Origin of the sequence: uncultured Pseudokineococcus sp. (assembly GCF_947495735.1) — a bacterium.
Lineage (GTDB): Bacteria > Actinomycetota > Actinomycetes > Actinomycetales > Quadrisphaeraceae > Pseudokineococcus.
The window spans coordinates 438,032-464,900 of sequence record NZ_CANMAA010000001.1 but is presented as its reverse complement, the minus strand read 5'-3'; the positions used below and the strand labels follow the sequence as shown (position 1 = coordinate 464,900).

27 protein-coding genes are annotated in these 26,869 nt (G+C 77.9%); 6 read left to right on the top strand and 21 right to left on the bottom strand.

Translation table 11 applies throughout. The features are described 5' to 3' along the window. Positions 1-401 precede the first annotated feature (401 nt). From Q0848_RS01960 to Q0848_RS01950, 3 genes are all read right to left on the bottom strand, one after another. Positions 402-1,850: an NAD(P)/FAD-dependent oxidoreductase gene (locus Q0848_RS01960; protein WP_299034035.1), complete on the bottom strand. Its 1,449-nt coding sequence runs from the start codon at positions 1,848-1,850 to the stop codon at positions 402-404. A 105-nt stretch (positions 1,851-1,955) separates the two neighbouring features. Next, a complete protein-coding gene (locus Q0848_RS01955) occupies positions 1,956-2,207 on the bottom strand; it encodes a hypothetical protein (protein ID WP_299034032.1) in 252 nt (83 codons plus the stop codon). Positions 2,208-2,375: 168 nt separating this feature from the next. Then, the gene (locus Q0848_RS01950) at positions 2,376-4,337 is read right to left on the bottom strand and encodes an AMP-binding protein (RefSeq protein WP_299034029.1); all 1,962 of its coding nucleotides are present in this window, start codon (positions 4,335-4,337) and stop codon (positions 2,376-2,378) included. A gap of 82 nt (positions 4,338-4,419) precedes the next feature. Here Q0848_RS01950 and Q0848_RS01945 point away from each other — a divergent pair, with 82 nt between their 5' ends. Together Q0848_RS01945 and Q0848_RS01940 are read left to right on the top strand one after the other, a co-directional pair. Continuing rightward, positions 4,420-4,833 carry a PPOX class F420-dependent oxidoreductase gene (locus Q0848_RS01945; RefSeq protein ID WP_299034026.1) on the top strand — a complete coding sequence of 138 codons (414 nt, stop codon included), beginning with the start codon at positions 4,420-4,422 and terminating at the stop codon, positions 4,831-4,833. Further along, on the top strand, positions 4,830-5,900 hold the full coding sequence (locus Q0848_RS01940; RefSeq protein WP_299034023.1) for an alpha/beta hydrolase: 1,071 nt from the start codon (positions 4,830-4,832) through the stop codon (positions 5,898-5,900). The genes Q0848_RS01945 and Q0848_RS01940 overlap by 4 nt, the downstream gene beginning before the upstream one ends. Here Q0848_RS01940 and Q0848_RS01935 read toward each other — a convergent pair. Further along, positions 5,884-6,519, bottom strand: coding sequence for a DivIVA domain-containing protein (locus Q0848_RS01935; protein ID WP_299034021.1), 636 nt, complete (start codon positions 6,517-6,519; stop codon positions 5,884-5,886). The genes Q0848_RS01940 and Q0848_RS01935 overlap by 17 nt on opposite strands. Positions 6,520-6,596: 77 nt before the next feature. Next, positions 6,597-7,814 carry a 23S rRNA (adenine(2503)-C(2))-methyltransferase RlmN gene (gene rlmN / locus Q0848_RS01930; RefSeq protein ID WP_299034019.1) on the bottom strand — a complete coding sequence of 406 codons (1,218 nt, stop codon included), beginning with the start codon at positions 7,812-7,814 and terminating at the stop codon, positions 6,597-6,599. 316 nt (positions 7,815-8,130) lie between these two features. Here rlmN and Q0848_RS01925 point away from each other — a divergent pair, with 316 nt between their 5' ends. Together Q0848_RS01925 and Q0848_RS01920 are read left to right on the top strand one after the other, a co-directional pair. Further along, positions 8,131-9,240: a serine hydrolase gene (locus tag Q0848_RS01925; RefSeq protein WP_299034017.1), complete on the top strand. Its 1,110-nt coding sequence runs from the start codon at positions 8,131-8,133 to the stop codon at positions 9,238-9,240. Then, a complete protein-coding gene (locus Q0848_RS01920; RefSeq protein ID WP_299034014.1) occupies positions 9,233-9,628 on the top strand; it encodes a hypothetical protein in 396 nt (131 codons plus the stop codon). The genes Q0848_RS01925 and Q0848_RS01920 overlap by 8 nt, the downstream gene beginning before the upstream one ends. 87 nt (positions 9,629-9,715) lie before the next feature. Here Q0848_RS01920 and Q0848_RS01915 read toward each other — a convergent pair whose 3' ends face one another. The 4 genes from Q0848_RS01915 to pyrH form a co-directional block, all read right to left on the bottom strand. After that, positions 9,716-10,363: a histidine phosphatase family protein gene (locus Q0848_RS01915; RefSeq protein ID WP_299034012.1), complete on the bottom strand. Its 648-nt coding sequence runs from the start codon at positions 10,361-10,363 to the stop codon at positions 9,716-9,718. Next, entirely contained in the window at positions 10,360-11,313 is a 954-nt protein-coding gene (locus Q0848_RS01910; RefSeq protein ID WP_299034009.1) for a phosphatidate cytidylyltransferase, read from the bottom strand. Before Q0848_RS01910 ends, Q0848_RS01915 begins: the two co-directional genes overlap by 4 nt. An 89-nt stretch (positions 11,314-11,402) precedes the next feature. After that, entirely contained in the window at positions 11,403-11,960 is a 558-nt protein-coding gene (frr, locus tag Q0848_RS01905) for a ribosome recycling factor (protein WP_299034006.1), read from the bottom strand. A 111-nt stretch (positions 11,961-12,071) separates the two neighbouring features. Then, positions 12,072-12,794, bottom strand: a complete 723-nt coding sequence (gene pyrH / locus Q0848_RS01900; RefSeq protein WP_299034003.1) for a UMP kinase — start codon at positions 12,792-12,794, stop codon at positions 12,072-12,074. Between the two features lie 250 nt (positions 12,795-13,044). Here pyrH and Q0848_RS01895 point away from each other — a divergent pair, with 250 nt between their 5' ends. Then, positions 13,045-13,971, top strand: a complete 927-nt coding sequence (locus Q0848_RS01895) for an alpha/beta fold hydrolase (protein WP_299034000.1) — start codon at positions 13,045-13,047, stop codon at positions 13,969-13,971. Between the two features lie 121 nt (positions 13,972-14,092). Here the strand turns inward: Q0848_RS01895 and tsf are convergent, their stop codons facing one another. Both tsf and rpsB read right to left on the bottom strand, forming a co-directional pair. Then, a complete protein-coding gene (tsf, locus tag Q0848_RS01890; RefSeq protein ID WP_299033997.1) occupies positions 14,093-14,926 on the bottom strand; it encodes a translation elongation factor Ts in 834 nt (277 codons plus the stop codon). 151 nt (positions 14,927-15,077) lie between these two features. After that, positions 15,078-16,043 carry a 30S ribosomal protein S2 gene (rpsB, locus tag Q0848_RS01885; protein WP_299033991.1) on the bottom strand — a complete coding sequence of 322 codons (966 nt, stop codon included), beginning with the start codon at positions 16,041-16,043 and terminating at the stop codon, positions 15,078-15,080. A gap of 643 nt (positions 16,044-16,686) precedes the next feature. Here rpsB and Q0848_RS01880 point away from each other — a divergent pair. Continuing rightward, on the top strand, positions 16,687-17,301 hold the full coding sequence (locus Q0848_RS01880) for a peptidoglycan DD-metalloendopeptidase family protein (protein ID WP_299033988.1): 615 nt from the start codon (positions 16,687-16,689) through the stop codon (positions 17,299-17,301). Between the two features lie 58 nt (positions 17,302-17,359). Here the strand turns inward: Q0848_RS01880 and whiG are convergent, their stop codons facing one another. The 10 genes from whiG to trmD form a co-directional block, all read right to left on the bottom strand. Further along, positions 17,360-18,136: an RNA polymerase sigma factor WhiG gene (whiG, locus tag Q0848_RS01875; protein WP_366146375.1), complete on the bottom strand. Its 777-nt coding sequence runs from the start codon at positions 18,134-18,136 to the stop codon at positions 17,360-17,362. A gap of 198 nt (positions 18,137-18,334) precedes the next feature. After that, positions 18,335-19,555 carry a tyrosine-type recombinase/integrase gene (locus Q0848_RS01870; RefSeq protein ID WP_299033980.1) on the bottom strand — a complete coding sequence of 407 codons (1,221 nt, stop codon included), beginning with the start codon at positions 19,553-19,555 and terminating at the stop codon, positions 18,335-18,337. A gap of 181 nt (positions 19,556-19,736) precedes the next feature. Beyond that, positions 19,737-20,996: a DNA-processing protein DprA gene (gene dprA, locus Q0848_RS01865; protein ID WP_299033977.1), complete on the bottom strand. Its 1,260-nt coding sequence runs from the start codon at positions 20,994-20,996 to the stop codon at positions 19,737-19,739. Continuing rightward, on the bottom strand, positions 20,993-22,534 hold the full coding sequence (locus Q0848_RS01860; protein WP_299033974.1) for a YifB family Mg chelatase-like AAA ATPase: 1,542 nt from the start codon (positions 22,532-22,534) through the stop codon (positions 20,993-20,995). The genes dprA and Q0848_RS01860 overlap by 4 nt, the downstream gene beginning before the upstream one ends. After that, positions 22,534-22,914 (bottom strand): YraN family protein, encoded by a 381-nt coding sequence (locus Q0848_RS01855; RefSeq protein WP_299033971.1) that lies wholly within the window; start codon positions 22,912-22,914, stop codon positions 22,534-22,536. Before Q0848_RS01855 ends, Q0848_RS01860 begins: the two co-directional genes overlap by 1 nt. A gap of 261 nt (positions 22,915-23,175) precedes the next feature. Further along, complete coding sequence (locus tag Q0848_RS01850; protein ID WP_299033969.1) at positions 23,176-23,484, bottom strand: DUF2469 domain-containing protein; 309 nt, start codon at positions 23,482-23,484, stop codon at positions 23,176-23,178. Beyond that, on the bottom strand, positions 23,481-24,275 hold the full coding sequence (locus Q0848_RS01845) for a ribonuclease HII (RefSeq protein WP_366146374.1): 795 nt from the start codon (positions 24,273-24,275) through the stop codon (positions 23,481-23,483). Before Q0848_RS01845 ends, Q0848_RS01850 begins: the two co-directional genes overlap by 4 nt. 47 nt (positions 24,276-24,322) lie before the next feature. Beyond that, a complete protein-coding gene (gene lepB / locus Q0848_RS01840) occupies positions 24,323-25,156 on the bottom strand; it encodes a signal peptidase I (RefSeq protein WP_299033963.1) in 834 nt (277 codons plus the stop codon). Between the two features lie 227 nt (positions 25,157-25,383). Further along, on the bottom strand, positions 25,384-25,740 hold the full coding sequence (gene rplS / locus Q0848_RS01835; protein ID WP_299033960.1) for a 50S ribosomal protein L19: 357 nt from the start codon (positions 25,738-25,740) through the stop codon (positions 25,384-25,386). A 231-nt stretch (positions 25,741-25,971) separates the two neighbouring features. Then, positions 25,972-26,868, bottom strand: a complete 897-nt coding sequence (gene trmD / locus Q0848_RS01830) for a tRNA (guanosine(37)-N1)-methyltransferase TrmD (RefSeq protein ID WP_299033957.1) — start codon at positions 26,866-26,868, stop codon at positions 25,972-25,974. Between the last annotated feature and the right edge of the window lies 1 nt (position 26,869).

Genomic DNA, 26,869 nt, shown 5'->3' with positions numbered 1-26,869 from the left:
CGGGGGTCCCCACGCCGAGATCTCGGCCGGCGAGACCGCGCTCACCGCCGCCGGGGTCCGGCGCGGGCGTCCCCGGTCCGCTGCCCGCGGGGCCTCGTCGAGCGGGTGCTGCCCGGCGACGGCTCAGCCCGCAGGGCTCCGGCCGGGGCGGCCGCGTGCGCCGACCTCGGCATCGCGGTTGAGGAGACTCCCCGACCGGCCGCGGACCGACGGCGAGGAGGATCGCCTCCACCGCACCATCGCGGCGGACCGGTCACCGCCCGTCACACCGAGGGTGACGCCGGTCGACGCGACGCGCGGCCCGCCTCCCCCACCGGTTCGGTCACCACCGACCCCCTGCGCCATCCGCCGGCGGGGTCCCACCCACCACCAGGTCGACGCGACGTCCCCGGGCAGCACGCCTAGCGCCGCCCGCCGTCGAGCCCGACCCGGATGCCGAACCGCTGCCGCAGCACCCGGCGCGCGGCGTGCACGCCGCTCATGCCGTGCACGCCCGGTCCCGGCGAGGTGGCGGCCGAGCACAGGTACACGCCCTCGACCGGCGTCCGGTAGGGGTCCCAGCGGGGCACCGGGCGGAAGAGCAGCTGCCAGGGGGTGGCCGCGCCCGCGGTCACGTCCCCGCCGACCAGGTTGGCGTTCTCGCGCTCCAGCTGCGCGGCCGAGATCGACGTGCGGGCCAGGACCAGGTCGCCGAACCCCGGCGCGAAGCGCTCCACCTGCGCCTGCACCCGCGCGGAGACGTCCACGGGAGAGCCCAGCGGGACGTGCGCGTAGGTCCACAGGACGTGGGAGCCGGAGGGGGCGCGGCCGGGGTCGACCACGGACGGCTGGGAGACCAGGACGAACGGTCGGTCGGCGTGGCGACCGACCGCGACCTCCCCCTCGGCGGCGTCCACCTGCTCGCGGGGTCCTCCGAGGTGGACGGTCCCCGCGGCTCCCACGCCCGCGGCGCTCCACGGCACCGGCCCGCTGAGAGCGAAGTGGACGGGAGCCGCGCCCGCCCGGTACCGGTAGCGGCGCAGCCAAGCGGCGTAGGACCAGGGGAGCCGCGGGCCGGCGATGCTGAGCAGTCCCCGGGGGCTGACGTCGAGCAGGACGGCGCGCGCGGCGGGCAGCTCCTCCAGGCGCTCGACCCGGGTGTCGACGAGCAGTCGCCCTCCCCGCTGGAGCAGCTCTCCCACGAGAGCGTCCGAGATCGTCTGGGAGCCCCCGCGCGGGACGGGCCACCCGACCGCGTGCGCCAGGGCGGCGAGCAGGACGGCCACGCCGGCGGGCCCCACGCCGCGCGGCCTCGCGGCGGCGTGCGCCGCGACTCCGGCGAGAAGGCCCCGTGCTGCCTCTCCGCGGAACCGGACCCCGCGCGCAGGGCCTGCCTGCTCCAGCACCGCGAGGCCGAAGCGCCACGCGGCGGCGAGGTCAGGAGGTGTGCTGCGCATGTCCCCCAGGGCGAGCGCGACGACGCCCCGCCACCGCTCGACGAGCGGCCGGAACACCCGGAGCCACGCCGCTCCGTCCGTCCCCAGGCCCTCCGCGGTCGACTCGAGGTCGCGCACGGCCAGTGCGGCTCTCCCCCCGTCGAGGGGGTGGGCGTAGGCGACCTCCGGCTGGAGCAGCTCCGCGCCCAGGCCCGCCAGGTCGACGCTCGCCAGGAACGGCGAGGCGAGCGCCATCGGGTGCACCGCCGAGCCCCGGTCGTGGAGGAAGCCCGGGAGGGTCAGCTCCGCGGTCCGAGCGCTTCCACCGGCCGTCGGGGCGGCCTCCAGCACCTCCACGTCGAGCCCGGCCCGGGCCAGGACCAGCGCGGCGGCCAGCCCGTTCGGACCCGACCCCACGACCACCGCGTCAAGCACGGCACCCTGCGGGAGGCCCTCCGGCCCCCACCCGCCCGGCGCCGCCGCTGGCGTGCTCGGGCGAGCCGGCGCCCGCGGTCGGTCCCGGCCGCCGGCTCCGCACCGCTAGGACCGCTCGCGCCCGCGCACGGCGTAGTGGCCGATCGCCGCCCCGACGATCGCGAACAGGACGCAGAGGGCGCCGGTCACGAGCAGCGAGCGGCCGTCACCGCTGAAGAAGACGAGCCCGAAGACGAGGCCCACCAGCGCACCGACCAGCACGCCCCACCGCTGGGTGCGCGCGGGGGCCCTGCCCGCCGCGGTCCCCCCGCCCCCGAGCCCCGCGCCCGAGGTGGCCCTGCCGTCGCCTGCCGCCATGTCGTGCCCCGCTCTGTCCGTCTCCGACTGCCGGGGTGCTCCCCGTCGTGCTCGGAGGATGGCACCGAGCGGGCGGGAGCGCTCCCTTCCAGCAGCGTCTGCCGTGACAGAGATCGGTGACATCGTCCGTCGACGTCCCGCCCCGGCGACCGCCGCAGGCCCCCGGGCTCAGCCCCGCAGCACCGGGCGCAGGTCCTCGAGCACCGAGCGGTCCTCGATGGTGCTGGGTACCACCGCGTCGACGCCGTCGGCGATCTCGCGCAGCGTCTTGCGCAGGAGCTTCCCGGAGCGCGTCTTCGGCAGGGCGGCGACGACGTCGACCCTGCGCAGGGCGGCGAACGGGCCGACCTCCTCGCGCACCCGCTGGACGACCTGCGCGGCCACGTCCTGCGGCGAGGTCGTCGTCCCGCCCGCGAGCACGACGAGCGCCCGCGGCTCCTGCCCCTTGAGGGGGTCTGCGACGCCGATGACGGCGCACTCGGCGACGTCGGGGTGCCCGACCACGGCGGCCTCGAGCTGGCCCGCGGACAGCCGGTGCCCGGCCACGCTGATGACGTCGTCGGTGCGCCCGAGCACGTGGACGTAGCCGTCGTCGTCGACGAAGCCGCCGTCCCCGGTGACGTAGTAGCCCGGGTGGGCGTCCAGCGAGGAGGCCCGCAGCACCTCGTCCCCGCCCCAGACCCCGGCGAGGGTCCCCGGCGGCAGCGGCAGCGTGAGGCAGAGCGCCCCCTCGACCCCGGGCGGCACCTCCTGGCCCGCGGAGTCGAGGACGCGGACGTCGTAGCCGGGCGAGGGCACCGACGGCGAGCCCGGCCTGAGCGGCAGCTCCTGGAGCCCGCGCGGGGAGCAGGCGATGGGCCAGCCGGTCTCCGTCTGCCACCAGTTGTCGACGACCGGGACGCCCAGGTGCTCGCCCGCCCACGCCCAGGTGTCCGGGTCGAGCCGCTCCCCCGCCAGGTAGAGCGCCTGCAGGCTGGACAGGTCGTGCTCGGCGGCGAGCGCCAGGTCGGGGTCCTGGGCGCGGATCGCCCGGACGGCCGTCGGCGCGGTGAGCAGCACCGAGGCGCCGTGCTCGGCGACGGCGCGCCACAGCGCCCCCGCGTCGGGCGTCCCCACGGGCTTGCCCTCGTAGAGGACGGTCGTGCACCCGGCGAGCAGGGGTCCGTAGACGATGTAGGAGTGGCCGACGACCCAGCCGACGTCGCTGGCCGTCAGGACCACGTCCCCGGGCTCGAGGCCGAAGAGGTTCGGCACCGACCACGTCAGCGCGACCGCGTGGCCGCCGTGGTCGCGCACGACGCCCTTGGGCCGCCCCGTCGTCCCCGAGGTGTGGAGCACGTAGAGGGGGTCGGTGGCGGCCACCTCGACGCACTCGGCCGGCGGCGCGGCCCCCGGGCGCGTGGCCTCGCGCCAGTCCAGGTCCCGGCCGGGCACGAGCTCGGCCCGGGCCTGCGGCCGCTGCAGCACGACGCAGTGGGCGGGTGCGTGCTCGGCGCGCGCCAGGGCCGCCTCGAGCAGCGGCATGTACTCCACGACGCGCGTCGGCTCCAGGCCGCACGAGGCGGTGAGGACGACGACCGGCTGCGCGTCGTCGATGCGCGCGGCGAGCTCGGCCGCCGCGAAGCCCCCGAAGACGACGGAGTGGACCGCGCCGATGCGGGCGCAGGCCAGCATCGCGACGACGGCCTCGGGGACCATCGGCAGGTAGACGACGACGCGGTCGCCCTTGCCGACGCCGAGCTCCCGCAGGGTCCCGGCGAGGCGGGCGGAGTGGTCGAGCAGCTCGGCGTAGGTGAGCGTCAACCGCTCCCCCGTGTACGCCGAGTGGTGCACGAGCGCCGGCTGCTCCCCCCGGCCCGCGATGACGTGGCGGTCGAGGCAGTTGAAGGCCGTGCTGAGGGTCGCGCCGCGGAACCAGCGCGGCAGCGCCGACCCCTCGGCGGCGTCGGCGGCCGGGTCGAGGGCGGACGTCGGGCGCCGGATCCAGCGGACGTCGCGCGCGGCCCGCATCCAGAAGGCCTCCGGGTCCTCCAGCGACTCGCGGTGCGCCGCCTCCCAGGCCCCGCCCGAGGCCACCCCGGTGCGCGCCGTCCCCCGCGTCGCTCCGCCGTCGGACCCCTGCGTCGTCATGGCCGCCATCCTCGCCCAGACGGCCGGCTGCCCGCCGCCGGACCCGCGCGGCCCGCGCAGACCGGGTGGCAGGCTCGCGGGCGTGAGCACCCCCTCCGGCCTGGACCCCCGCCGCCTGCCCGAGCAGGCACTCGCCTTCCTCGCCGAGCGGCACCTGGCGACGCTGACGTCGCTGCGCCGCGACGGCAGCCCCCACGTCGTGCCGGTCGGCTTCACCTGGGACGACGGGGCGGGGCTCGCGCGCGTCATCACGTCCGGGGACTCGGTGAAGGCGCGCCTGGCGCGCCGCGGCGGGCGGGCGGCGGTCTGCCAGGTGGACGGCGGCCGGTGGCTCACCCTCGAGGGCCCGGTGCAGGTGCTCGAGGAGCCCGACGCCGTCCGCGAGGGCGAGCGGCGCTACGCCGAGCGGTACCGGGTGCCCCGGGAGAACCCGCGCCGCGTGGTCCTGGCCATCGCCGTCGACCGGGTCCTGGGCCGGGTGCCGGAGCCCTCGTGACCAGCCGCCCGCCGCTCGCCGCGAGGTCGTCCCGGGGGCCGGTCGACGAGGCGCAGGAACGCGCGTCGTCGTGGCCCGGTGCCACCTGGCACCGCTGGGTCGCGGGGGCGACCGCTGCCGCCGCCGTCCTCGTCGCCGCCTGGGTGCTCGCGACCGAGCCCGGGGCCGTCGTGCACGGGCACCCGCTGCACGCCGTGCTGCTCGCCCTCACGCTGCTGGTCGCCGGCACGGTCCTCGTCCGGGTCGCCCTCGCCGTGGGGGGCCGGCGGCCCGCGAAAGCGCCTCGCGGGTGGCGGCGGGCTGCCGGCGTCGTCATGGTCGTGGGCGCCCTGGGCTGGGTCGCCCTGCTCGGGTGGCTGCGCCCCTCCTCCGCCGTCGAGCCGGCGCTCTCGGCCACGGCTTCCGACGCCGCCGTGACGGTGACCGAGACGCCGACCGCGCTCGTGCTCGCCCCGACCGGTCACCCCGGCGGCACCAGCGGGACGGGCCTGGTCCTGCAGCCGGGCGCCAGGGTCGAGGCGCGCGCCTACGCCGCCGTGCTGCGCCCCCTCGCCGAGGACGGCCACCTCGTCGTCGTGCCGAAGCAGCCGCTCGGCATCGCCTTCCTGGCTCTCGGCGCCCTGGACCGCGCGAAGGACGCGCACCCGGACGTCGCCCGGTGGGTCGTCGGCGGGCACTCCCTCGGCGGGACGGTCGCCGCCCTCGAGGCCGACGGCGACGGCCCCGACGAGGACGGCCGCGCCCCGACGGTCGGCCTCCTGCTGTGGGGCTCCTACCCGGCCGGCGACGTGAGCGCGTCCCTCGACGCCGCGGTCCTGTCGGTCTCGGCGTCGCAGGACGGGCTCACGACGCCCGCCGACGTCCGGGCGTCCGCCGACGACCTGCCCGCCGAGACCTCCTTCGTCGTCGTCGAGGGCGCCGTGCACGCCTTCTTCGGCGACTACGGGTCCCAGCCGGGCGACGGCGTCCCGACGGTCGACCGCAGCACCGCCCGGGCCGAGATCTCCCGCGCGAGCGCAGAGTTCCTCGACGAGGTCGGTCTCGCGGACGTCAGTCCGGCGCGGTGACCATCACCTCGACGGCGCGGGCGAGGAGGGCGTCGACGGGCGCCTCGCAGTAGGCGCGGCGACCGCGGCGGCTGCGGAAGAGCGCGCCCCGCACGTCGTCGACGGCCAGCGCCGCGCCCTCGTCGAAGTACGCGCGCAGCCGGTGGCAGAGGGCGTCCACCTCGCCGACGTCGTAGCCGCGGTGCAGCCCGCGGGCGCGGGAGAAGCGCGCGCCGTCCGGTCGCCGCACCCGACCGGTGACGAGCCCGGCGCGCGCGGCCAGGTCGCCCAGGAAGGCGTCGCGACCGCCGCGCGCCACGGCGACCTCGCGCTCGTGCCGCGCGACGGCGTCCTCCAGGCGGGCGAGCGCGCCGTCGACGGCGTCGACGGCGTAGCCGTGGCGCGCCAGGTCGAAGGACGCCGCGCGCACCTCCTGGGCGGTGAGGTCCAGCGGCGCGTCACCCCGGGCGGCGGGCAGACCGGTCGACGGCGGGCCCTCGCCGGCGCGCTCGCCGTCGGCGCCGGCGGGCACGCGGCCCCCGCGCCGCTCGTAGGCCTGGCGCGCCTCGGCGAAGAAGGTGTCGACCTGGCCGGTGGCGTAGCCCCGCGACAGCCGGCCGACCCGGGGGAAGGTGCTCACGCGCCGGGACTCTGCCAGACGCCGAGGGCCGGACGCGGAAGGCCTGCTGCGGTGGTCCGGGCGCGGTGGGCCGGTGGTCAGTCCGCCGCGGCGGGGGCCGGCAGACCCAGCTCGACCGGCGCCGGGCCCGTCGCGGTGGACGGGGTCCCTGCCAGCGGCTGCTGCAGGTCGGAGGCCGCCAGCTGCCCGCAGGCGCCGTCGATGTCCCGACCGCGCGTGTCGCGGACCGTCGTGGGGATCCCGTGGGCGCGCAGGCGCTCGACGAAGGTGCGCTCCACCTGGGGGTCCGACGCCGTCCAGCGCGAGCCCGGGGTGGGGTTGAGCGGGATGGGGTTGACGTGCACCCAGCCCCGGCCGCGGCGGTTGAGCTCGGTGCCGAGCTTGTCCGCGCGCCACGCCTGGTCGTTGACGTCGCGGATGAGCGCGTACTCGATCGAGACCCGGCGCCCCGTGGCCTCGTAGTAGCGACGGGCGGCGTCCAGCGCCTCGCCGACGTTCCAGCGCGTGTTGATCGGCACGAGCTCGTCCCGCAGCTCGTCGTCCGGCGCGTGCAGGCTCAGCGCCAGCGTCATGGGGATGCCCTCCGCGGCGAGCTTGTCGATGGCCGGGACCAGCCCGACCGTCGACATCGTGATGCCGCGGGCGGACATGCCCAGGCCCTCGGGCGCCGGGGAGACCATCCGCCGGACGGCGGCGATGGCGGCCTTGTAGTTGGCCAGCGCCTCGCCCATGCCCATGAAGACGACGTTGCTGACGCGCAGCGCCCGCTCGACGCCGTCGGGCCCGGCGTCGCCGGCCTCGGCCGCGAGCGAGCGCGCCGCGGCCACGACCTGCTCGACGATCTCCGCCGTCGAGAGGTTGCGCGTGAGGCCCGCCTGGCCGGTCGCGCAGAAGGGGCAGTTCATGCCGCAGCCCGCCTGGCTGGACAGGCACAGGGTCACGCGGCCCGTGTACTTCATGAGCACGCTCTCGACGAGCGCGCCGTCGAACAGGCGCCAGAGCATCTTGCGGGTGGCGCCGCCGTCGGCGTTCATCTCGCGCACCGGCGTGAGCAGCGTCGGCAGCAGCGCGTCGACGACGTCCTGGCGGCGCGCGGCCGGCAGGTCGGTCATCTGCGCGGGGTCGGTGACGAGCCGCTCGAAGTAGTGCGTCGACAGCTGCTTCGCCCGGAAGGCGGGCAGGCCCAGCTCGGCGACGGCGGCGGCGCGCTCCTCCGTCGTGAGGTCGGCGAGGTGGCGCGGCGGCTTGCCGCGGCGCGGGGCGGAGAAGGTCAGCTGACCAGGTGCAGGAGGCATGGCCCCCCCAGGGTCGCACGGCACGGGGGGCGTCCACGCCCTCTCCTGCAGGACGGACCCGCTCACCTGTGGACGTCACGCCCTGCGCTCGACAGGCTCACGACCGTGGACGGTGACCGGGCGGGCGGGGCGCGGCTCGTCGCCCGGACCTCGGCCGGCTGCCGCCCGACAGCGGTCCAGCCCGGGGCCGTCCACGAGCGCGCCCGCGCGCGCACCCGACCGACCGTCCTCGGGCGCGGCCGGCGCTGACCGCGCCGTCCCCGTCCCCACCACCGCCGGAGGAACCGTGCGACCTCGTCCTCGCCTCGCCCTGGCCGTGGGCGTCTCCGTTCTGCTGGGGGTCGGCGCGACCGCCCTCGTCGGCCCGGCACCTCCCACGCTCGCCGACGCCCCCGTGACCGGGGACGCCGATCTCGCCGCCCGGGCCGTGGAGGCGCTGGGGCCCGAGGGAGTCCGCGCGCTCTCCGTCGCCGTCGTCGACACCACCGCGCCGCCTCCGGAGCAGGTGCGCCTGGCCGCGGTCGGCACGACGGCCGGGGCCGGCAGCCCGCCCGTGGACCCGGGCACTCCCTTCGAGACGGGGTCCGTGGCGAAGGCGCTCGACGGACTGCTGCTCGCCGACATGGTCGATCGCGGGGAGGTGCGGCTCGACGAGCGCGTGGGCGACCTCGTGCCGGGCTCCCCGCTGGCCGCGGACGGCGAGGCGACGCTCCAGGAGCTGGCGACGCACCGCTCGGGCCTGCCTCGGCTGCCGCGCAGCGCGCTGCTCCCCGCCCTGATGAGCCGCTACAGCGGCGGCGACCCCTACTCCGGTGCTCCGGCCGACCTGCTCGAGGACGCCGCCGGCGCCGGCGCACCGGGAGGCGCGGAGCCGGAGTACTCCAACCTCGGCGCGGCCGTGCTCGGGCAGGCCCTCGCCGAGCGCGCCGGGCGGCCGTGGCCCGACCTGCTCGCCGAGCGGGTGCTGGACCCCGTGGGGATGACCTCCACCTCCGTGGCCACGACCCCCGCCGAGGTGCCGGTCGAGGGCGCCGAGCCGGTGCGGGCCAACGGCTCGGAGGTGGAGCCGTGGACGGCCGCCGGCTGGGCCCCCGCCGGCGTCGGACCGTGGTCCACCGCGGAGGACCTGGCGCGCCTGGCCACGGCGCTGCTGGAGGCCAGCGCACCCGGCGCACGCGCGCTCGAGCCCGTCACCGAGCACAGCGAGGACCGGGAGATCGGGCTGCACTGGATCGTCTCGTCCGAGACCGCTGGCGACGGGGGCGAGCACGTCGTCACGTGGCACAACGGCGGGACAGCAGGCTCCCGCACCTTTGTCGGCCTGGACCGCCAGCGGGGGCGCGCCGTCGTCGTCCTCGCGTCGACCGACCGGTCGGTCGACGCCGCCGCGGTCGAGCTCCTCCTGCAGGGGGCGACCCGTGCCTGATCTCCTCGTGGCCGCGCTCCCGGCTGGGCTCTTCGTCGTCTGGTGCCTGCTGCCGGGGCTCGGGACGGTGCGAGCGCTGCTCGACTCCGAGCCGAGGCGAGCGCTGCCCCTGCTGCGCGACCGCTGGCAGGCCCTCGAGCAGGGCGCCACCGCAGTCCTCGCCCTCGCCCTCCTGGCGATCATGGCCCCGTGGCACCTCGTGCCCGTCGCCCTCTGGGGACTGGCCGCCGCCGCCACCGCCTTCGTCGCCGTGGGCGGTGTGCTCGCGGCGCCGTCCCTGCCCCGTCTGGCGGCCGACCGGCGCGGACGGCTCCGCCCCCGGACCCGCGCCCTCTCGGCGCTCGTCGCGGTCGCGCTCGCGGCGCTCGTCGTGCTGGCCCAGGTGTGACCGCGGTCCCGGCCCGGACGCCGTCGGGACGGGAGGTCTGACGGGGGGCGCGGCGGCACCGGACCGCTGGGGCCCGCCCGCGGCGCCTCAGCTGCGCCAGGACCCCCAGCGCCGCACGAGCTCGCCCCCTGCGAGCGAGCAGGTGTCGGGGAGCTGCAGCCGCTCCCAGGCGTAGAGGTCGACGGGGCGCCCGGTCAGCGCGGACACCAGGAGGGTCCACGCGGTGCCGTGCCCGACGAGCACGAGGTCGGTGGCGCCCTCCTGGGCGGCGCTCTCGGCCTGGCGGTGGACGGCGTCGACGACCCTCGCCCGGGTGCTCGCCGCGGTCTCCCACCCCGGGGCCGCCGGGGACTCCTGCGCGACGAGCGAGCGGTGGATGCGCACCGCGTAGTCGTCCAGCCAGCCGGCGGGCCGCGCCTGCTCCCCCAGGGCGCCGTCCACGGCGACGGGCGAGTCCGTCAGCACGGCGGCCGTCTCCCGCGCCTTCGGCTCCGCCGAGCTCACCCACCGCGCGCCGAGCGGCAGCGCGCCGCTGGCGCGCAGCGTCCGGACGCCGTCGAGGTGCTCGGGGTCCAGGCTCCACGTCGACGGCGGCCGCGAGGGGTCCACCAGGGGCCGGCCGTGCCGGACGAGGTGGACGGCGAGGTCGTCCGGGAGCGACGGCGACCCGGCGCCCCCTCCCGCCGCCGCCCCGGCGTCCGGGGTCGCTCCCGGGCCGGGCTCGGCCGGGCTCATGCGACCGGCACCAGGAGCGCCAGGACGAGCCACGCCACCGGCGCGGTGACGAGCAGGGAGTCGAGCCGGTCCATGAGGCCGCCGTGCCCGGGCAGCGTGCTGCCCATGTCCTTGATGCCGAGGTCTCGCTTGAGCATCGACTCCGCGAGGTCGCCGAAGGTGGCCGTGAGCCCGACGAGGGCGCCCAGCAGCACGCCGGCCCACCACGGCCCGTCGAGCAGCAGCACGACGAGAGCGGCGCCGACGACGAGCGAGAGCAGGACCGAGCCGGCCAGTCCCTCCCACGACTTCTTGGGGCTGACGGACGGGGCGAGCGGGTGGCGGCCGAGCATCACGCCGGCGGCGTACCCCCCGATGTCGCTGGAGATGACCGCGGCGACGAACACGATGACGCGCTGCGCGCCGTCGGCCTCGCCGAGCATGAGCACCGCGAACGTCGCGAGCAGCGGCAGCCACGAGAGCACGAGCAGCCCGGCGGCCACGTCGCGCACGGCGCCGTCGCGGCCCTCGGCGACCCGCCAGACGACCACGGCGACGCACGTCAGCCCGTGGACCACCACCGCGGCGGCCGGCCCGAGGACGTGCGCGGCCACCACCAGCAGCACCCCGCCGACGACCACGGGCGTGCGGGGCACGGCCAGGTGCCGCTGGGCCAGCGCGGCGCTGAGCTCCGCGCTGCCCACCACGACCGCGGCGACGACGAGGACGACGAAGACGTCCTTGAGCAGCAGGAGCGAGGCCAGCGTGACGAGGCCCAGGCCCATCCCGACGGCGATGGCGGCCGGCAGGTCGCGGCCGGCGCTGCGGCGCCGCGGTGCGGTGCCGGGGTCGACCCCGGGGTCGGCCAGGTGCTGCCGGGTCGGCGCTGCGGGGCCGGGGCCCTGGGGGTGCGGGCCGCCGGCAGCCGGTGCCGGCGGGGCCTGCCCCGGTGGACGGGCGTCGCTCGCCACGTCTCCTCCTCGGTGTCCTGCCCGTCGTCGCCGTCACGGCGGAGGACGGTCCGGGTGCCGCCGCCCGGCGGGGCGGCGGCGCGGTCGGCTCAGACGTCGAGGAGGTCGGTCTCCTTGCGCTTGAGCATGTCGTCGATGGCGTCCACGTGGACCTTCGTCAGGCGCTCGAGCTCCTTCTCGGCGCGCCCGACCTCGTCCTCGCCGGCCTCGCCGTCGCGCCCGATGCGGTCGAGCTCCTCCTTGGCGCGCCGACGGAGCCCGCGGACGGTGATCTTGCCGTCCTCGCCCTTCGTGCGGGCGAGCTTCACGTAGTCGCGCCGGCGCTCCTGCGTGAGCTCGGGGAGCTGGAGGCGGATCACGTTGCCGTCGTTGCTCGGGTTGACGCCGAGGTCGGAGTCACGCAGCGCCCGCTCCACCGACCCGAGGATGCTGCGGTCGAAGGGGCTGACGAGCACCGTGCGCGCCTCCGGGGCCTGCACCGACGCGAGCTGCTGCAGCGGCGTCATGGACCCGTAGTACTCCACCATGATCTTGGAGAACATCGCGGGGTTGGCCCGACCGGTGCGGATGGCGGCGAGGTCCTCCTTGGCGACCTCGACGGCCTTGTCCATCTTCTCCTCGACCTCGAGGAGGGTGTCGTCGATCACTGGGGCTCCTTCGTCGCCGTCCACCACCGCGCGGGCGCGCTGGGGTCTCACCGCTGCCTGTCCGTGCTCGCGAGGGGCCGCGGGCCGCCGCGTGCGGGCTGCCGCGGTCGCTCAGCCGGCCTCGACGAGCGTGCCGATCCTCTCACCCCGGACGGCGGCTGCCACGTCACCGCGCTCCATGCCGAAGACGACCATCGGCAGCCCGTTGCCCATGCAGAGGCTGAACGCCGTGGCGTCGAGCACCTCCAGGCCCCGGGCGAGGGCGTCGGCGTACGTCAGGTGCTCGAGCTTCTGCGCGCTGGGGTCGGTCTTCGGGTCCGCGGTGTAGACGCCGTCGACGCCGTTCTTGGCCATGAGCACGACGTCGGAGTGGGTCTCGAGCGCCCGCTGCGCCGCGACGGTGTCCGTGGAGAAGAAGGGCAGGCCGGCGCCCGCCCCGAAGATGACCACGCGCCCCTTCTCGAGGTGGCGGATCGCGCGCCGCGGGATGTACGGCTCGGCCACCTGCCCCATGGTGATCGCGCTCTGGACCCGGGTGTCCACGCCGCGCTGCTCGAGGAAGTCCTGCAGCGCCAGGGCGTTCATCACCGTCCCGAGCATGCCCATGTAGTCGGCGCGCGAGCGGTCCATCCCCCGCTCGGAGAGCTCGGCCCCGCGGAAGAAGTTGCCGCCGCCGACGACGACGGCCACCTGCACGCCCTCGGCGACGCCCTCGGCGACCTCCGCGGCGACGCGGTCGACCACGGCGGGGTCGACGCCGGTGGCGCCACCGCCGAACGTCTCGCCGGAGAGCTTGAGGAGCACCCTGCGGGCGCGAGCGGGCGTCGTGGGCACGGGAGGGGCTCCTCGGGGCGTGCGCGTCCAGGGCGGAGGCGCGGCGGTCGGTGGTCGGTGCGGTCTGCCCGGCCCGGGGGCCGGGCCGTCCGCGCGGGGCCGGACCCGGGCGGGCGCGGGACCTGGTCCTCGTCCGCTGGCGCAGCGGGACGCGGGGTGCTGGGCTGGGCGGCCTCCGGGGCAGTCTGCCCGATCCGCGGGCGGAGCCGGGACGAGCAGGGGGCGGACCGCCCCGCGGGAGGAGCGCACCGTGCAGGAGCCGCAGGGTCCCCAGCCGGCCCGGGACGAGTCGGGTGCCGGGGACGGCGCCGCCGGTCCCCTCGTGCAGGCCGGGGTCGGCTCGTCCGGTCCCCCCGACGCCGCGGCCTCGGCAGCCGCGCTGCCGTGCACGACGTCACCGGGGCCCGGCCCCGGGGCGCCCGTGGTGCTCCTGCTGCACGCCTTCCCGCTGGACCGCAGGACGTGGGACGACGTCGTGCCCCTGCTGATGTCGCGGTGCCGGGTGCTGGCGGCGGACCTGCCCGGCCTCGGCGCCGCCCCGGTGCCCGACGGGGACCCCTCGCTCGAGGTGGCCGTCGACGGCGCGCTGGCGCTGCTGGACGCCGAGGGCGCCTCGTCGGCCGTGGTGGCGGGCATCTCGACCGGTGGGTACGTGGCCACGGCCCTGGCGGGGCGGGCGCCCGAGCGCGTGGCCGGCCTGGCGCTCCTCAGCACGACGACGCGCGTCGGACCTCCCGACGAGCCCGGCGAGCGCCGCGAGACCGCCGAGCGCGTGCTGGGGAGCGAGGGGCTGGACGCCGTCCTGGGCTCGGTCGAGGAGGGCCTGTCCGCCCGCGCCCGTGACGAGAGGCCCGACCTCGTGGAGCGCGTGACCGCGATGATCCGGGGCCAGCGGCCGGCCGGCGTCGCCTGGACCTGCCGCGCGCTGGCCGCCCGGCAGGACACGACGGCGGCGCTGGTGGGCTTCCCGGGGCCCGTGCTCCTGCTCTTCGGCGAGCAGGACGGGGCGACGCCGCCGGCGGAGCGGGGCCGCGAGATGCACGAGGACCGCCCGGACGCCGAGCTCGTGGTCGTGCCCGGCTCCGGCCACCTCGTGCCCCTGGAGGCCCCGCAGCAGGTCGCCGACGCGCTCCTCGAGCTCCTCGACGCGGCCGGGATCGGCGGCGCGGGCGCCTGAGGCCCTCGGCCGGCGCCTCGCCCGTCCGCGTCCGGGCGCCACCCGCCCCTGACGCAGCAGGGCCCGCCATCCCCTCGGGGACGGCGGGCCCTGCTGCGTCGGGCAGCGGTGCGGGGCGTCGTCAGGCGGTGGCGCCGACGCGGAAGCGCGCGAAGCCGGTGACCTGGACCCCGGCCTCCTCGGCGTACTTGCCGACGGTCTTCTTGCTCTCCTTGGCGAACCCCTGCTCGAGCAGGACGTTGTCCTTGAAGTACCCGTTGACGCGGCCCTCGATGATCTTGGGCATGGCCTGCTCGGGGCGGCCCTCCTCGCGGGCCGTCTCCTCGGCGAGGCGCCGCTCGCTGGCGACGACCTCCTCGGAGACCTCCTCGCGGGTGAGGAAGGTGGGGCTCATGGCCGCGGTGTGCATGGCCACGTCCCGGCCGACCTCGGCGGCGCGCTCGCCGGAGGCGGCCACGAGGACGCCGATCTGCGGGGGCAGGTCGGGGCTCGTGCGGTGCAGGTAGGAGACGACCTCGTCGCCCTCGACCCGCGCCACGCGCTGGACCTCGATCTTCTCGCCCAGCGAGGCGTTGCCCTCGTCGAGGACCTCCTGGACCGTCTTGCCGCCCATGTCGGAGGCCAGCAGCGACGCCGCGTCGGTGGCGCCGACGGCGACGGCCTGGTCGAGCACGCGCTGGGCGAGCTCGCCGAAGCGGTCGCCCTTGGCGACGAAGTCGGTCTCGCAGTTGACCTCGACCAGCGTGCCGACGCCCCCGTCGACGTACGCGGCCACGAGGCCGTTGGAGGCCGTGCGGCCCTCGCGCTTGGTGACGCCCTTGAGGCCCTTGACACGCAGGAACTCCTGCGCCGCGGCGAGGTCGCCGTCGGACTCCTCGAGGGCCTTCTTGCAGTCGAGCATGCCCGCGCCGGTCGACTCGCGGAGCTTCTTGATGTCTGCGGCGGTGTACGCCATGTGCTCTCTCCTCTGGTGGAGGCGGGGTGGACCCGGGCGGGAAGCCCGTGGCGCGGCACCGGGGCGCCCTCCCGTGAGGAGGGCGCCCCGGTGCCGGGGGTCGAGCTCGGGAGCGCCGCGGCGTGCGCGGGCGGCGCCGTCCGGGGGCCGGTCAGCCCTGCGCGGGCTCCTCGGCGGCGGGCGCCTGCGGGTCCTGGGCGGGCTCGGCGACCTCGGCCTGCGGGCTCTCGGTGCCCTCGGCGGCCGACTCGGCGACCGCCTGGGCGTCGACGTCGCTGACCTCCTCGGCGGCCGTGGCCTCCGCGTCGGTCCCACGGGCCGCGTGGCCCTCGGAGGCGCCGGACTGGTCCGGGCCCTGCGCGAGCAGCTCCTGCTCCCACGCCGCCAGCGGCTCGGACGCCGAGGCGCCCTCGCGCTGGCCGCCGCCCGCGCGCTCCATGAGGCCGGCGGCCACGGCGTCGGCCACGACGCGCGTCAGCAGCGTCACGGAGCGGATGGCGTCGTCGTTGCCGGGGATCCGGAAGTCGACGCTGTCGGGGTCGCAGTTCGTGTCGAGGATCGCGACGATCGGGATGTTGAGCTTGCGCGCCTCGTCGACGGCGAGGTGCTCCTTGTTCGTGTCCACGATCCACACCGCGCTGGGGGTCCGGGCCATGTCGCGGATGCCGCCGAGCGTGCGGTCGAGCTTCTCCTTCTCGCGGCGCATCATGAGGAGCTCCTTCTTCGTCCGCCCGCTGGCGGCGACGTCGTCGAAGTCGACGAGGTCGAGCTCCTTCATGCGCGCGAGGCGCTTGCTGACCGTCTGGAAGTTGGTCAGCATCCCGCCCAGCCAGCGCTGGTTCACGTAGGGCATGCCCACGCGGGTGGCCTGCTCGGCGAGCGGCTCCTGCGCCTGCTTCTTCGTCCCGACGAACAGCACCGTGCCGCCGTGCGCGACGGTCTCGCGCACGAACTCGTAGGCGCGGTCGATGTAGGTCAGCGACTGCTGCAGGTCGATGATGTAGATGCCGTTGCGCTCGGTGAAGATGAAGCGCTTCATCTTGGGGTTCCAGCGGCGGGTCTGGTGCCCGAAGTGGACACCGCTCTCCAGCAGCTGGCGCATCGTGACGACGGCCATGGGTGTTTCCTCTCACGCCGCGCTGGTGCGCGGCTCCGGTTGGTCGCGGCGCCCCGTGCGGGCCCCGCCCTGGCACCCGCGGCGCACCTGCCCCGGGCCGCGGTGCGGCCCGGACCGGGAGGTGCGCCACCACCAGGTGCGGTGGTCTGCGGGCGCGCGAAGTAGGCCGGCGCGGACCGGCCCCGCGGCAAGGGTAGCTCCTCCCCCGACCCGGCCGCGCCGTCGCAGCACCGGGGCCCGCAGCACCGGCGACCGCATCACCGGCGCCCCTGCCGTCCGCCCGCCGGCGTGGCCCCCGTGACCGGGGCCGGCGACCAGCCGCTCACCGGGGCTGCGGACCAGGGGCCCGGTCGGAGCCGTCGACCGGAGTCCGACCAGAGCCGGCACCAGGAGCTCGCCGGCCCCGTCGGACCGGAGGCCACCGCTCACCGGAGCCCGGCTGTCCGACCGGAGCCCACAGCCTCCCGGGAGCCCCCGCTCGTCCCCAGGGTGCGGCTCCCGGCACCGGATCCGCTCGTCCGCGGCAGAGGCTGCCGGGGTGATGCCCTCCCGCCCCCCGTCCTCCCCGCCTCGGCGACCGGCGCGCCGCGCCGGGCCGCAGCCGCGTCGCTCCCTGCGGCGTCGTTCCCGGCGGCGTCGCCTGGTGGGCGCGGCGGGCGCGGCCCTCCTGGTCGTCGCGGGCACCGCGCCGGCCGCGCGCGCCGCGCCCGACGAGGGCGCCGTCCACCAGCGCCCCGCGCCCGTCGCCGCCCCCGCCGCCACGCACCCGGGGACAGCCCCCGCCACGAGCCCGGGGACGCCCGCCGCCGCGCGCCCGGTCCCCGCCCGGGCTGCGCGGGGCTGGGAGTGGCCGCTGCCCGGCGAGCCCGCGGTGCTGCGCCCCTTCGTCGCCCCGCTGCAGCGGTGGTCACCCGGTCACCGCGGCGTCGACCTGGCTGCGGGAGCGGGGGACCTCGTCCTCGCCCCGTCCGACGGCGTCGTCGGCTTCGCCGGCACGGTCGTCGACCGCGGCGTCGTCGTGCTCGAGCACGACGGCGACCTGCGGACGACGCTCGAGCCGGTCCAGCCGCTGCTGCCCGTCGGGGCCGCGGTCCGTCGCGGCGAGGCCGTGGCGCGGCTGGTCGGAGGGCACTGCCCGCCCGGCTGCCTGCACTGGGGCGTGCGCCGCGGGAGGGGGACGGACGCCGTCTACCTCGACCCGCTGGCCCTGCTGGGGCCGCCCGCACCGCCCGTCCTCCTGCCCCTGGCCGTGCGCTGAGCGCGCACCGGCGGGGAGCCCGGCACCGCCGCGGCGGCGGGCTGCACGGCGGCGGGCGTCAGCTGACGTCGGCCAGCTTGGTCCGCAGCTGCAGGACCGCCTTGGAGTGCATCTGGCAGATCCGCGACTCGGTCACGCCGAGGATGCGCCCGATCTCGGCGAGCGTCATGTTCTCGTAGTAGTAGAGCGTCACGACGATCTTCTCCCGCTCGGAGAGCTGGTCGATCGCCCGGGCGAGGAGGAACTTCGTCTCCTCGCCCTCGAAGGCGAGCACCGGGTCCTCGGCCCGGGTGTCCTCGAGCGTCTCGCCCAGCGAGAGGCTGTCGCCCTTCTCGCCCCCGCTCATCAGCTCGTCGAGGGCGACGAGGTTCACGTAGGAGACCTGGCTGAAGATGTGGTGGAGGTCCTTGAGCGGGATGTCCATCTGCGCCGCGACCTCGGGCTCGGTCGGCGTGCGGTGCAGGCGGGCCTCGAGCTCGGCGTAGGTCTTCTCCACCTCGCGCGCCTTGCTGCGCACCGAGCGCGGGATCCAGTCCAGGGCGCGCAGCTCGTCGATGATGGCGCCGCGGATGCGCTGGATCGCGTAGGTCTCGAACTTGATCGCGCGCTCGAGGTCGTACTTCTCGATCGCGTCGATGAGGCCGAAGACCCCGTAGGAGACCAGGTCGGCCTGCTCCACGTTGGACGGCAGGCCCACCCCGACGCGGCCGGCGACGAACTTCACGAGCGGCGAGTAGTGGAGGATCAGGCGCTCGCGGACCGCGGCGTCCCCCGTGGTCTTGAAGCGCACCCACAGCTCTCGGACGGCCGCCTCCGCCTCCTCCGCCGGCGTCAGGGGACGGTCGACGTCGTCGTCGTCCTCGACAGGGGTCCCCGGACCGGCGCCGGCTCCCCGGCGCTCCTGCGTCGGGGCGGCGGGTCGCCGTCCCGGCGAGGGCGTGCGCTGGCTCACGTGCTCTCCTCGGCCTCTGGTTCCTCGGACCCCGGGTGCTCCGGGGCGCTCGCGGGTGGTGCGTGACGTGGTGCGGCGGGCTCAGGCGCGGGGGTGCGCCTGGTGGTAGCTGGATCGCAGGCGCTCCACCGACACGTGCGTGTACAGCTGCGTCGTGGCGAGGCTGGCATGGCCCAGCAGCTCCTGCACGCTCCTCAGATCAGCCCCTCCGTCGAGCAGGTGTGTCGCGGCACTGTGACGCAGGGTATGTGGAGTGACGTGTCGTGACGCAACTTTCGCACTGATCCGTTGGACGACATCTCGAGCCGCGCGCTGGTCCCAGCGCCCTCCCCGGACCCCGAGGAGGAGCGCCCCGGCGCTGCGCGGCCCCGCCAGCACTGGCCGTCCGCGCTCGAGCCAGCGCCCGACGGCCGCGTCCGCCGGCGCCCCGTAGGGCACGACGCGCTCCTTGGCGCCCTTGCCCATCACCCGGACGGTCCAGCGCGTGCGGTCCACGTCGTGGACGTCGAGCCCGACCAGCTCCCCGACCCGGACCCCCGTGGCGTACAGCAGCTCCAGGGCCGCGGCGTCCCGCAGCGCGGCCGGGTCCCCGTCCTCGGCCGCCTCCGCCGCGGCGGCGAGCACCTGCGCGACGGCCCCGGCCGCCAGCACCCCGGGCAGCGACCCGCCCGTGCGCGGCGATCGCAGTCGGGCCCCGGCGTCGGCGTCGACCTCGCCGGTGCGGGCGAGCCACGCGGTGAAGGCGCGGGCCGAGGCGGCGCGCCGCGCCGTCGTGGCCCGGGCGTGCGGGCGGGCGGGCGGACGGGCCGGCGGGCGGGCGGACGGGCGGCTGCTGGTCGGCGAGCCCGGACCGGCACCCGCCAGCCACGAGCGGAGCAGGGCGAGGTCCAGGTCTCGCGGGTCCTCGGCGCCGCGGGCCGCGCTGGCGCGGAGCAGGTCGCGGACGTCACCGGCGTAGGCGCGCACCGTGTGGGGCGAGCGCCCCCGCTCGACGGCCAGGTGGGTGGTGAAGCCCGCGAGCAGCGACTCCGCCGCAGGGCTCAGCGCGCCGGCGCCCTCACCGTCCGGTGCCCCCTCCTGCGGTGGCCCGCCCCCTGGCGCCCCGTCCTGCGCCGTCCCGTCCTGCGCCGCCCCGTCCTGCGCCGCCCCGTCCTGCGCCGCCCCGTCCTGCGCCGCCCCGTCCTGCGCCGCCCCGTCCCCCGGCGTCCCGTCCCCCGGCTCCCCTCCCCGGTCCGGGCGCGGCTCTCCGGGCACCGGTCCCCGCGGGGCCGGGGCGCTCGACGGCGCGTCGGAGGGGCTCACCCCGCCACGCTGACGCACCCCCGCGCCCGGGGCAAGGGGCGGACCCCGCCCGCGTCTCGCCCTGCACACCGGCCTCGCACGCCGCCCCCCTGCGCCGGCCCCGCGGACCAGCCCTCGTCCACCGGGCCGCTCAGCCCCGCCCGGCCCCGCACGGCCCCGCCGCCCCGCGCGGCCCCGACGCTCACCCGCCCCTGCCGCTCGCGGCGCGCCGCCACAGCGAACCCCGCTCGTCGGCGCCGACCTCCTCCGCGTGACCGCTCAGCGAGAGCCGGCCGAGGCAGGCGACGACCGTGCGCTCGGACAGCCCGGCGGCGCGGGCGACCGACGCGACGGGAGCGCCGCGCCGCACCGGCAGGGCGTCGGCGACGCGCAGGTCGTCTCCCTCGAGCCCCTCCAGGGGCCGCCCGCGCCCGGACCTCTCCCGCTCGACCGGGACGGGGACCACCGCGCCGGAGGCTGCGTCGACGAGCTCGACCACCTCGGCCGCGTCCGTGACGCAGGTGGCCTGGAGCTCGCGCAGGACGCGGTGGCAGCCCGCGGAGGTGCTCGAGGTGACGGGCCCGGGGACGGCCCCGAGCGGCCTCAGGAGCGCCGCCGCCCGCGTCGCCGTGCTCAGGGCGCCCGAGCGCCACGCGGCCTCGACGACCACGACGGCCGACGACGCCGCGGCGATCAGCCGGTTGCGCTCCAGGAAGCGCCAGCGCGTCGGGGCCGCCCCGGGCGGCTGCTCGGCCACGACCACGTGCTCGTCGGCGATGCGGGCGAGCAGCGCCTCGTGGGCCACCGGGTAGGCGCGGTCGACCCCGCACGCCAGCACCGCGACGGTGGCGCCGCCGACGGCGAGCGCGGCGCGGTGGGCGGCGGCGTCGATGCCGAACGCCCCACCGGAGACGACGGCGACCCCGCGCTCGACGAGCCCCGCGGCGAGCTCGGCGGCCACGTGCTCGCCGTAGGCCGACGAGGCCCGCGAGCCCACCAGCGCCGCGGAGCGCTCCACGAGGGGCCCGAGCGCGCCGGTCCCCCGCACCCACAGGCACGGCGGGCAGGCCTCCCCCAGGTCGTCGAGGCGGCGCGGCCACTCCTCGTCCCCCGGGACGACCACGCGCCCGCCCAGCCGGGCGAGCGCGTCGGCGTCGCGCCGGGGGTCCAGGCCCTGCACCCGGGGCCTCCACCGCTCCAGGCCCGCCCGCAGCGCCGCGCGGGCCCGCGGCGTCCCCGCCTCGCCGGGCAGCTCCGGGGCGTCGGAGGCGCCGCCGAGCACGACGTCGAGCGCGGCCACCGGTCCGAGCGCGACCCGCAGGGCCGCCGCCACCGCGTCCCCGGGCTCGGCGAGCCGGCTCCACGCCGCGCGCGCCCAACGGTCCTCGGCCGCCCACGCGGGCGCAGCCGGCTGCACCCCGGGGAGCCGCCCCTGCCCGGACCCGCCGTCCCGGGCGCTCACGCGGCCCGCCCGCGCAGGCGCAGGAGCAGGGCGGCGCCCACGTGGTCGCGGTCGGGCGCGCGGGCGCCGTCGAGGTCGGCGAGGGTCCACGCGGTCCGCAGGACGCGGTCGTAGCCGCGCACGGTCAGCCGGCCCCGGTCGAGGGCGGCGTCCAGGTCGCCGACCACGGCCGCCGGGAGCCGCAGGGGCCCCCGCAGCAGCGCTCCCGGCGCCTCGCCGTTGCACCGGGCCCCGGAGCCCTCGAGCCGCGCCAGCTGGGCCGCCCGGGCGGAGCGCACCCGCGCCGCGACGACGGCCGTCGTCTCGCCCTCGGCCCCCACGGCCAGCGCGGCTCGCGAGGGCGCGGTCACCTCCACCTGCAGGTCCACGCGGTCGAGCAGCGGCCCCGACAGGCGCGAGAGGTAGCGCCGCCGCTCCAGCGGGGCGCAGCTGCAGGCCTCGCCGCGCCCGCTGGCCCGGCCGCACGGGCAGGGGTTGGCGGCCATGACGAGCTGGAACCGCGCGGGGTAGCGCGCCGCGCCCCCCGCGCGGGCGATGACCAGGCTCCCGTGCTCGAGCGGCTGCCGCAGCGCCTCCAGGACGTCCTTGCGGAACTCGGGCGCCTCGTCCAGGAACAGCACGCCGCGGTGGGCGCGGGAGGCCGCGCCGGGACGCACCACGCCGCTGCCGCCCCCGACCACCGACGGCGTCGTCGCCGTGTGGTGCGGGTCCTCGAAGGGCGGGCGGCGCAGGAGCCCGCCCGCGGCGTCGAAGGTGCCGGCGACCGAGTGCACGGCCGTCACCTCGACCGCCTCCTCGTCGCCGAGGTCCGGCAGCAGCCCGGGCAGGCGCGCCGCCAGCATGGTCTTGCCCGCCCCCGGTGGGCCGACGAGCAGCAGGTGGTGCCCTCCCGCCGCGGCCACCTCGACGGCGCGCCGGGCCTCTGCCTGGCCGGCGACGTCCGCCAGGTCGAGCCGGGGCGGCGCCGCGGCGGGCGCCGGGGGCCGCGCCGGGGCGTCCTCGTCCGGGTCGCAGTCGCCGTCGACCTCGCCCCCGTGCCCGCGGACGACGGCGGCGAGCGAGGACGCCGGGCGCACCTCGGCGCCCGGGACGAGCTCGGCCTCCGCCGCGTTCTCCTGCGGCACGACGACGCGCGGCGAGCCGGCGCGCACCGCGGCCACCACGGCCGGCAGCACCCCGCGCACCGGCCGCAGGCGCCCGTCCAGCCCCAGCTCGCCGAGGTGGGTCCAGCCGCGCACCACCTCCCGCGCCAGGACGCCCTCGGCCGCGAGCACGGCCACCGCCACCGCCAGGTCGAACCCCGCCCCCTGCTTCGGCAGCGACGCCGGGGAGAGGTTGACCGTGACCCGCTTGGAGGGCAGCGAGCACCCGATCCCCGCCAGGGCGGCCCGCACCCGGTCGCGGGACTGGCCGAGGGAGGTGTCCGGCAGGCCTGTGACGACGAAGGCCGGCAGCCCCGGCGTCACGAAGGCCTCGACGTCGACGAGCGCCCCCGCCATCCCGACCAGCGCGACGCCGCGCGTGGCGCCCAGACCCATCAGGCCACCCCGCGCAGGTGCTCCACGAGCGCCGGCCCGGCCGAGGGGCGCAGGACCGCTACCGCGTCCACGCGCAGGCCTCCCGCGCGCTCCCCGGTCGCCTCGGCGAACGCCACCAGGAGCCGGCGCACCCGGGCCGCCTTGACCGGCGTCACCGCCTCGAAGGGGTGCCCCGCCCCGGGCGCGCCCGACGGCCCGCACCGCCGCGTCTTGACCTCCACGGCCACGAGCGCGTCGCCGTCGCGGGCCACGACGTCGATCTCCCCGCGCACCGGGCTGGTGCACCGCCAGTTGCGCGCCACCACGCGCATGCCGAGCCCCTCCAGGTGCGCCACCGCCACCTGCTCGCCGTACCGCCCCACCGCGTCCGTCGTCCGCACGCCGATCACCTCCGGGCCGGAGCGTGGTCCCGGCCGGGGCCCGCGCACGGCGCGGTCGTCGGGGTGTGGGCGCGGACGCGCAGGTCCCGGCCTGTGCGCGCGGCGCGGACACCGGGCGCCCGGCACGCGCGCTGACGTCCTGCCGGGTCCGCAGGAGGAGGTCGGGGAGCGGGCGGCCGCGCCGGTGGGGCGGGCGCTCGTCGTCCCGTGTCGTGCGCGGCGCCCGCAGGTCGTGCGCCCTCGTCGTCGCGAGGGGCGGCCTCAGGTCTCGGGGACGGTGAGGTCGTTCTTCGCCAGCTCCTCGACGTTGACGTCCTTGAACGTCACCACGCGCACCTGCTTGACGAACCGGGCGGAGCGGTAGACGTCCCAGACCCAGGCGTCGGTGAGCGTGAGCTCGAACCACACCTCGCCGTCGGTGCTCCGCGGCACGAGGTCGACGGAGTTGGCGAGGTAGAAGCGCCGCTCCGTCTCGACGACGTAGGCGAACAGACCGACGACGTCGCGGTACTCGCGGTACAGCGCGAGCTCCATCTCGGTCTCGTAGTCCTCGAGGTCCTCGGCGCTCATGGGCCCTTCCGCGCGCTCAGCACCGGCACCACCACCGGCTCGTGGTCCGCCATCCTGCCCGACAGCGCCTGCTCGGGCTCGCGGCCCGTGGCCTGCTGCGGCACACCGGCGGGCGCGGCCCCGGCGGACGGTGCCGCGGCCGGCTCCTCGAGCCCGGGCAGGCGCCAGCTGCGGCGGTGCTGCACGCAGGCGCCGTGGCGGCGCAGGGCGGCGAGGTGGTCCGGCGCCGAGTACCCCTTGTTGCCCGCCCAGCCGTACCTGTCGTCGCGGGCGGCGAGGTCGCGCAGCAGGCCGTCCCGCTCGGTCTTGGCCAGGACGCTCGCCGCGGCCACGGCGGCGCAGCGCAGGTCGGCCTTGACCTGCGTGCGCACGACCCAGGGGTCGGTGCGCCCCGCCCCGCGCGGGCGGGGCGTCGACAGCCAGTCGTGCGAGCCGTCGAGCAGGACGACGCAGGGGACCGCGTCGAGCGCCTCCAGGGCGCGGCGGCCGGCCAGGCGCAGGGCCCGCACGATCCCGAGGGCGTCCACCTCCCCCGCGCTGGCGTGCCCCACGGCGTGCGCCACGGCCCAGCGGCGCAGCCGCGGCGCGAGGTCCTCGCGCGCCTCGGGCGCGAGCAGCTTGGAGTCGCGCAGCCCCGCCGGCGCGGTGCGGGTGGACGCGTCGACGACGGCGACGCCGACCGAGACGGGGCCCGCCAGCGCACCGCGGCCCACCTCGTCCACGCCCGCGACGAGGAGGTGCCCCTCGCGCAGCAGCGCCCGCTCCGCGCGCAGCGTCGGGGTCCGGGCCATCGGCCCCGCGCCCGGCCGCGGCGCGGCCCCGCCGACCCGCCGCGCGCTCACGACCCCGAGCCGGCCGGGGTCGGCGGGGCGGCGCTGCCGGGCCCGGGGAGCTCGGCGCCCTCGGGCGCCGTCGCGGGGACGCCGCGGAAGGCGTCCTCGCCCTCGCTGAGCCAGTCCCAGCGCTCCAGCGGCCACACGAGCAGCACCGCGCGCCCCACGACGTCCTCGAGCGGCACGGTGCCGCCGCCCTCGAGCTGGGTGTGCGCCCGGCTGTCGAGGGAGTCCGAGCGGTGGTCGCCCATGACCCACAGCCGCCCCTCGGGCACGACGACCGTGAAGGGCTCCGCGCTCGGCAGGTCGCCGGGGTAGAGGTAGCGCTCGCCCAGGGGCTCGCCGTTGACGACCAGCGCCCCCGTGCCGTCGGCCGCCACCGTGTCCCCGGGCAGGCCGACGACGCGCTTGATCAGGTGGTCGCCCGAGTCCTGGGGCAGCACGCCGACGAACGACAGCGCGTCGACCAGGGCCTCGCCCACGACGGTGCGCTCCGGCTCCACGGTCGGCGTCAGCCAGCCGCCCGGGTCGGTGAAGACGACCACGTCCCCGCGGTCCAGGTCGAAGGGTCCGGGCGTGAGCCGGCTGACCAGGACCCGGTCCCCGACCTCGAGGGTCGGCTGCATGGACTCCGACGGGATGAAGAAGGCCTGGACGAGGAAGGTCTTGATGAGCAGCGACAGCACGAGTGCCGTCACGACGACCAGGACCACCTCGCGGAGCGCTCCGACGAGCCCTCCGCGGCGCCGGGGCTCCTCGTCGTCGGCCACGGCCCTCGCGGGGGCGCCCTCGTCCCCCGGCGCGCCCCGTCCCCCGGGTCCGCCCTCTGCGCTGCTCACCGCACGTCCTCCGCCCGTCGTGGCCGCTGCGGCCCGGTTCCCTGCACCGCGGTGCTGCTGCGCCGCCCCCTCGGGCGCACCCCCCGCGGTGCGGGGACAGCCTCGCACCCCGTCCGCCCCCGACCGTGCGAGCCGCACCGGCCCGGGCGCGACGACGCCCCCGGCCGCACCCGGCAGGACCGGGGCGGGCGGGGGCGTCGGAGCGGTGCGGGCCGGGGCCCTGCTGCTCAGCGCGAGACGGGCTCGCGCTTCTCCTTGATCTTGGCGGCCTTGCCGCGCAGCTCGCGCAGGTAGTACAGCTTCGCGCGGCGGACGTCACCGCGGGTCACGACCTCGATGCGGTCGATGGCCGGGGTGTGCACCGGGAAGGTGCGCTCCACGCCGACGCCGAAGCTGACCTTGCGGGCGGTGAAGGTCTCGCGCACGCCCGCGCCCTGGCGGCGCAGCACGACGCCCTGGAACAGCTGCACGCGCGAGCGGGTGCCCTCGACGACCTTCACGTGCACCTTGACGGTGTCACCGGGCCGGAAGTCGGGGATGTCGTCGCGCATCGAGAGGGCGTCGAGCCCGTCCAGTGTCTGCATCGTCTGCTGCTCTCCGCGCGCCCGCCGCAGGTCGGCCGCGCACTCGTCGCGGGGCTGGGCCCCGTCCGCTGGTCTCGTCCGAGCCGTCGACCGGCGCTGGGCGCCGGTCTCCTCCGGGCTCCGCACGCCCCCTGCGGCAGGGGCGGGCTCGTCGTCCGGCTCGGCGGGCCAGTCTGCCACAGCCGGCACCTCGGGCCGACCGCCCCGGAGCGGGCGCCCCGCGGCGGGCGCTCAGTCGCCGGACGGCGCCGCGGGCCGCCGGCCACCGGGGACCCAGCCCTCCTCGGCGAGCACGGCGAGGTCCGCGCGGTCGAGGGCACCGGGGTCCGCGGCCGCGAGCGCCTCGAGCAGGTCGGGACGGCGACGCGCCGTGCGCCGCAGGCCCTCGTCGCGGCGCCAGCGCGCCACCTGCCCGTGGTGGCCCGAGAGCAGGACGTCCGGGACGTCGAGGCCGCGCCAGCGGGGCGGGCGGGTGTACACCGGGTGCTCCAGCAGCCCCTGCTCGTGGGACTCCTCCAGCAGGGACGCCGGGTTGCCCACGACCCCCGGCAGCAGCCGGCCGACGGCCTCCACGAGCGCCAGGGCCGCCACCTCCCCGCCGTTGAGGACGTAGTCGCCGAGGCTGAAGGGGACGACGCGGTAGCGCTGGGCCGCGTCCAGCAGGACCCGCTCGTCGATGCCCTCGTAGCGGCCGCAGGCGACCACGAGCCGCGGCTCGCGGGCCAGCTCGTGCGCCATCGCCTGGTCCAGGCGCCGCCCCGACGGGCTGGGGACCAGCAGCAGGGGGCGCCCGTCCGCGGGCTCGTCCGGGGCGGCGGCGAGCTCCACGGCTGCGCCGTCCCCGGCGTCGCTCCCCGGCTCGGCCGTCGGCGCGGCCCCGACCGGCCCGCCGGCCCCCTCGCCGCGGTGCACGGCGTCCAGGGCGAGGCCCCAGGGCTCGGGCAGCATCACCATCCCGGCGCCGCCCCCCGCGGGCGTGTCGTCGACGGTCCGGTGCCGGTCCTCGGTCCAGCCGCGCAGGTCGTGCACGTGCAGGTCCAGGAGCCCGAGGCGCTGCGCGCGGCCGAGCAGGGACAGCTGCAGGGGCGCGAGGTAGTCGGGGAAGATCGTGACGACGTCGACGCGCACG

Excerpts from the sequence above, each read along its gene's own strand:
- Q0848_RS01955 (WP_299034032.1), bottom strand. The coding sequence starts at position 2,207 with ATGGCGGCAGGCGACGGCAGGGCCACCTCGGGCGCGGGGCTCGGGGGC.
- Q0848_RS01950 (WP_299034029.1), bottom strand. The coding sequence starts at position 4,337 with ATGACGACGCAGGGGTCCGACGGCGGAGCGACGCGGGGGACGGCGCGC.
- rlmN (WP_299034019.1), bottom strand. The coding sequence starts at position 7,814 with ATGCCTCCTGCACCTGGTCAGCTGACCTTCTCCGCCCCGCGCCGCGGC.
- Q0848_RS01915 (WP_299034012.1), bottom strand. The coding sequence starts at position 10,363 with ATGAGCCCGGCCGAGCCCGGCCCGGGAGCGACCCCGGACGCCGGGGCG.
- tsf (WP_299033997.1), bottom strand. The coding sequence starts at position 14,926 with ATGGCGTACACCGCCGCAGACATCAAGAAGCTCCGCGAGTCGACCGGC.
- rpsB (WP_299033991.1), bottom strand. The coding sequence starts at position 16,043 with ATGGCCGTCGTCACGATGCGCCAGCTGCTGGAGAGCGGTGTCCACTTC.
- Q0848_RS01860 (WP_299033974.1), bottom strand. The coding sequence starts at position 22,534 with ATGGGTCTGGGCGCCACGCGCGGCGTCGCGCTGGTCGGGATGGCGGGG.
- Q0848_RS01850 (WP_299033969.1), bottom strand. The coding sequence starts at position 23,484 with ATGAGCGCCGAGGACCTCGAGGACTACGAGACCGAGATGGAGCTCGCG.
- Q0848_RS01845 (WP_366146374.1), bottom strand. The coding sequence starts at position 24,275 with ATGGCCCGGACCCCGACGCTGCGCGCGGAGCGGGCGCTGCTGCGCGAG.
- rplS (WP_299033960.1), bottom strand. The coding sequence starts at position 25,740 with ATGCAGACACTGGACGGGCTCGACGCCCTCTCGATGCGCGACGACATC.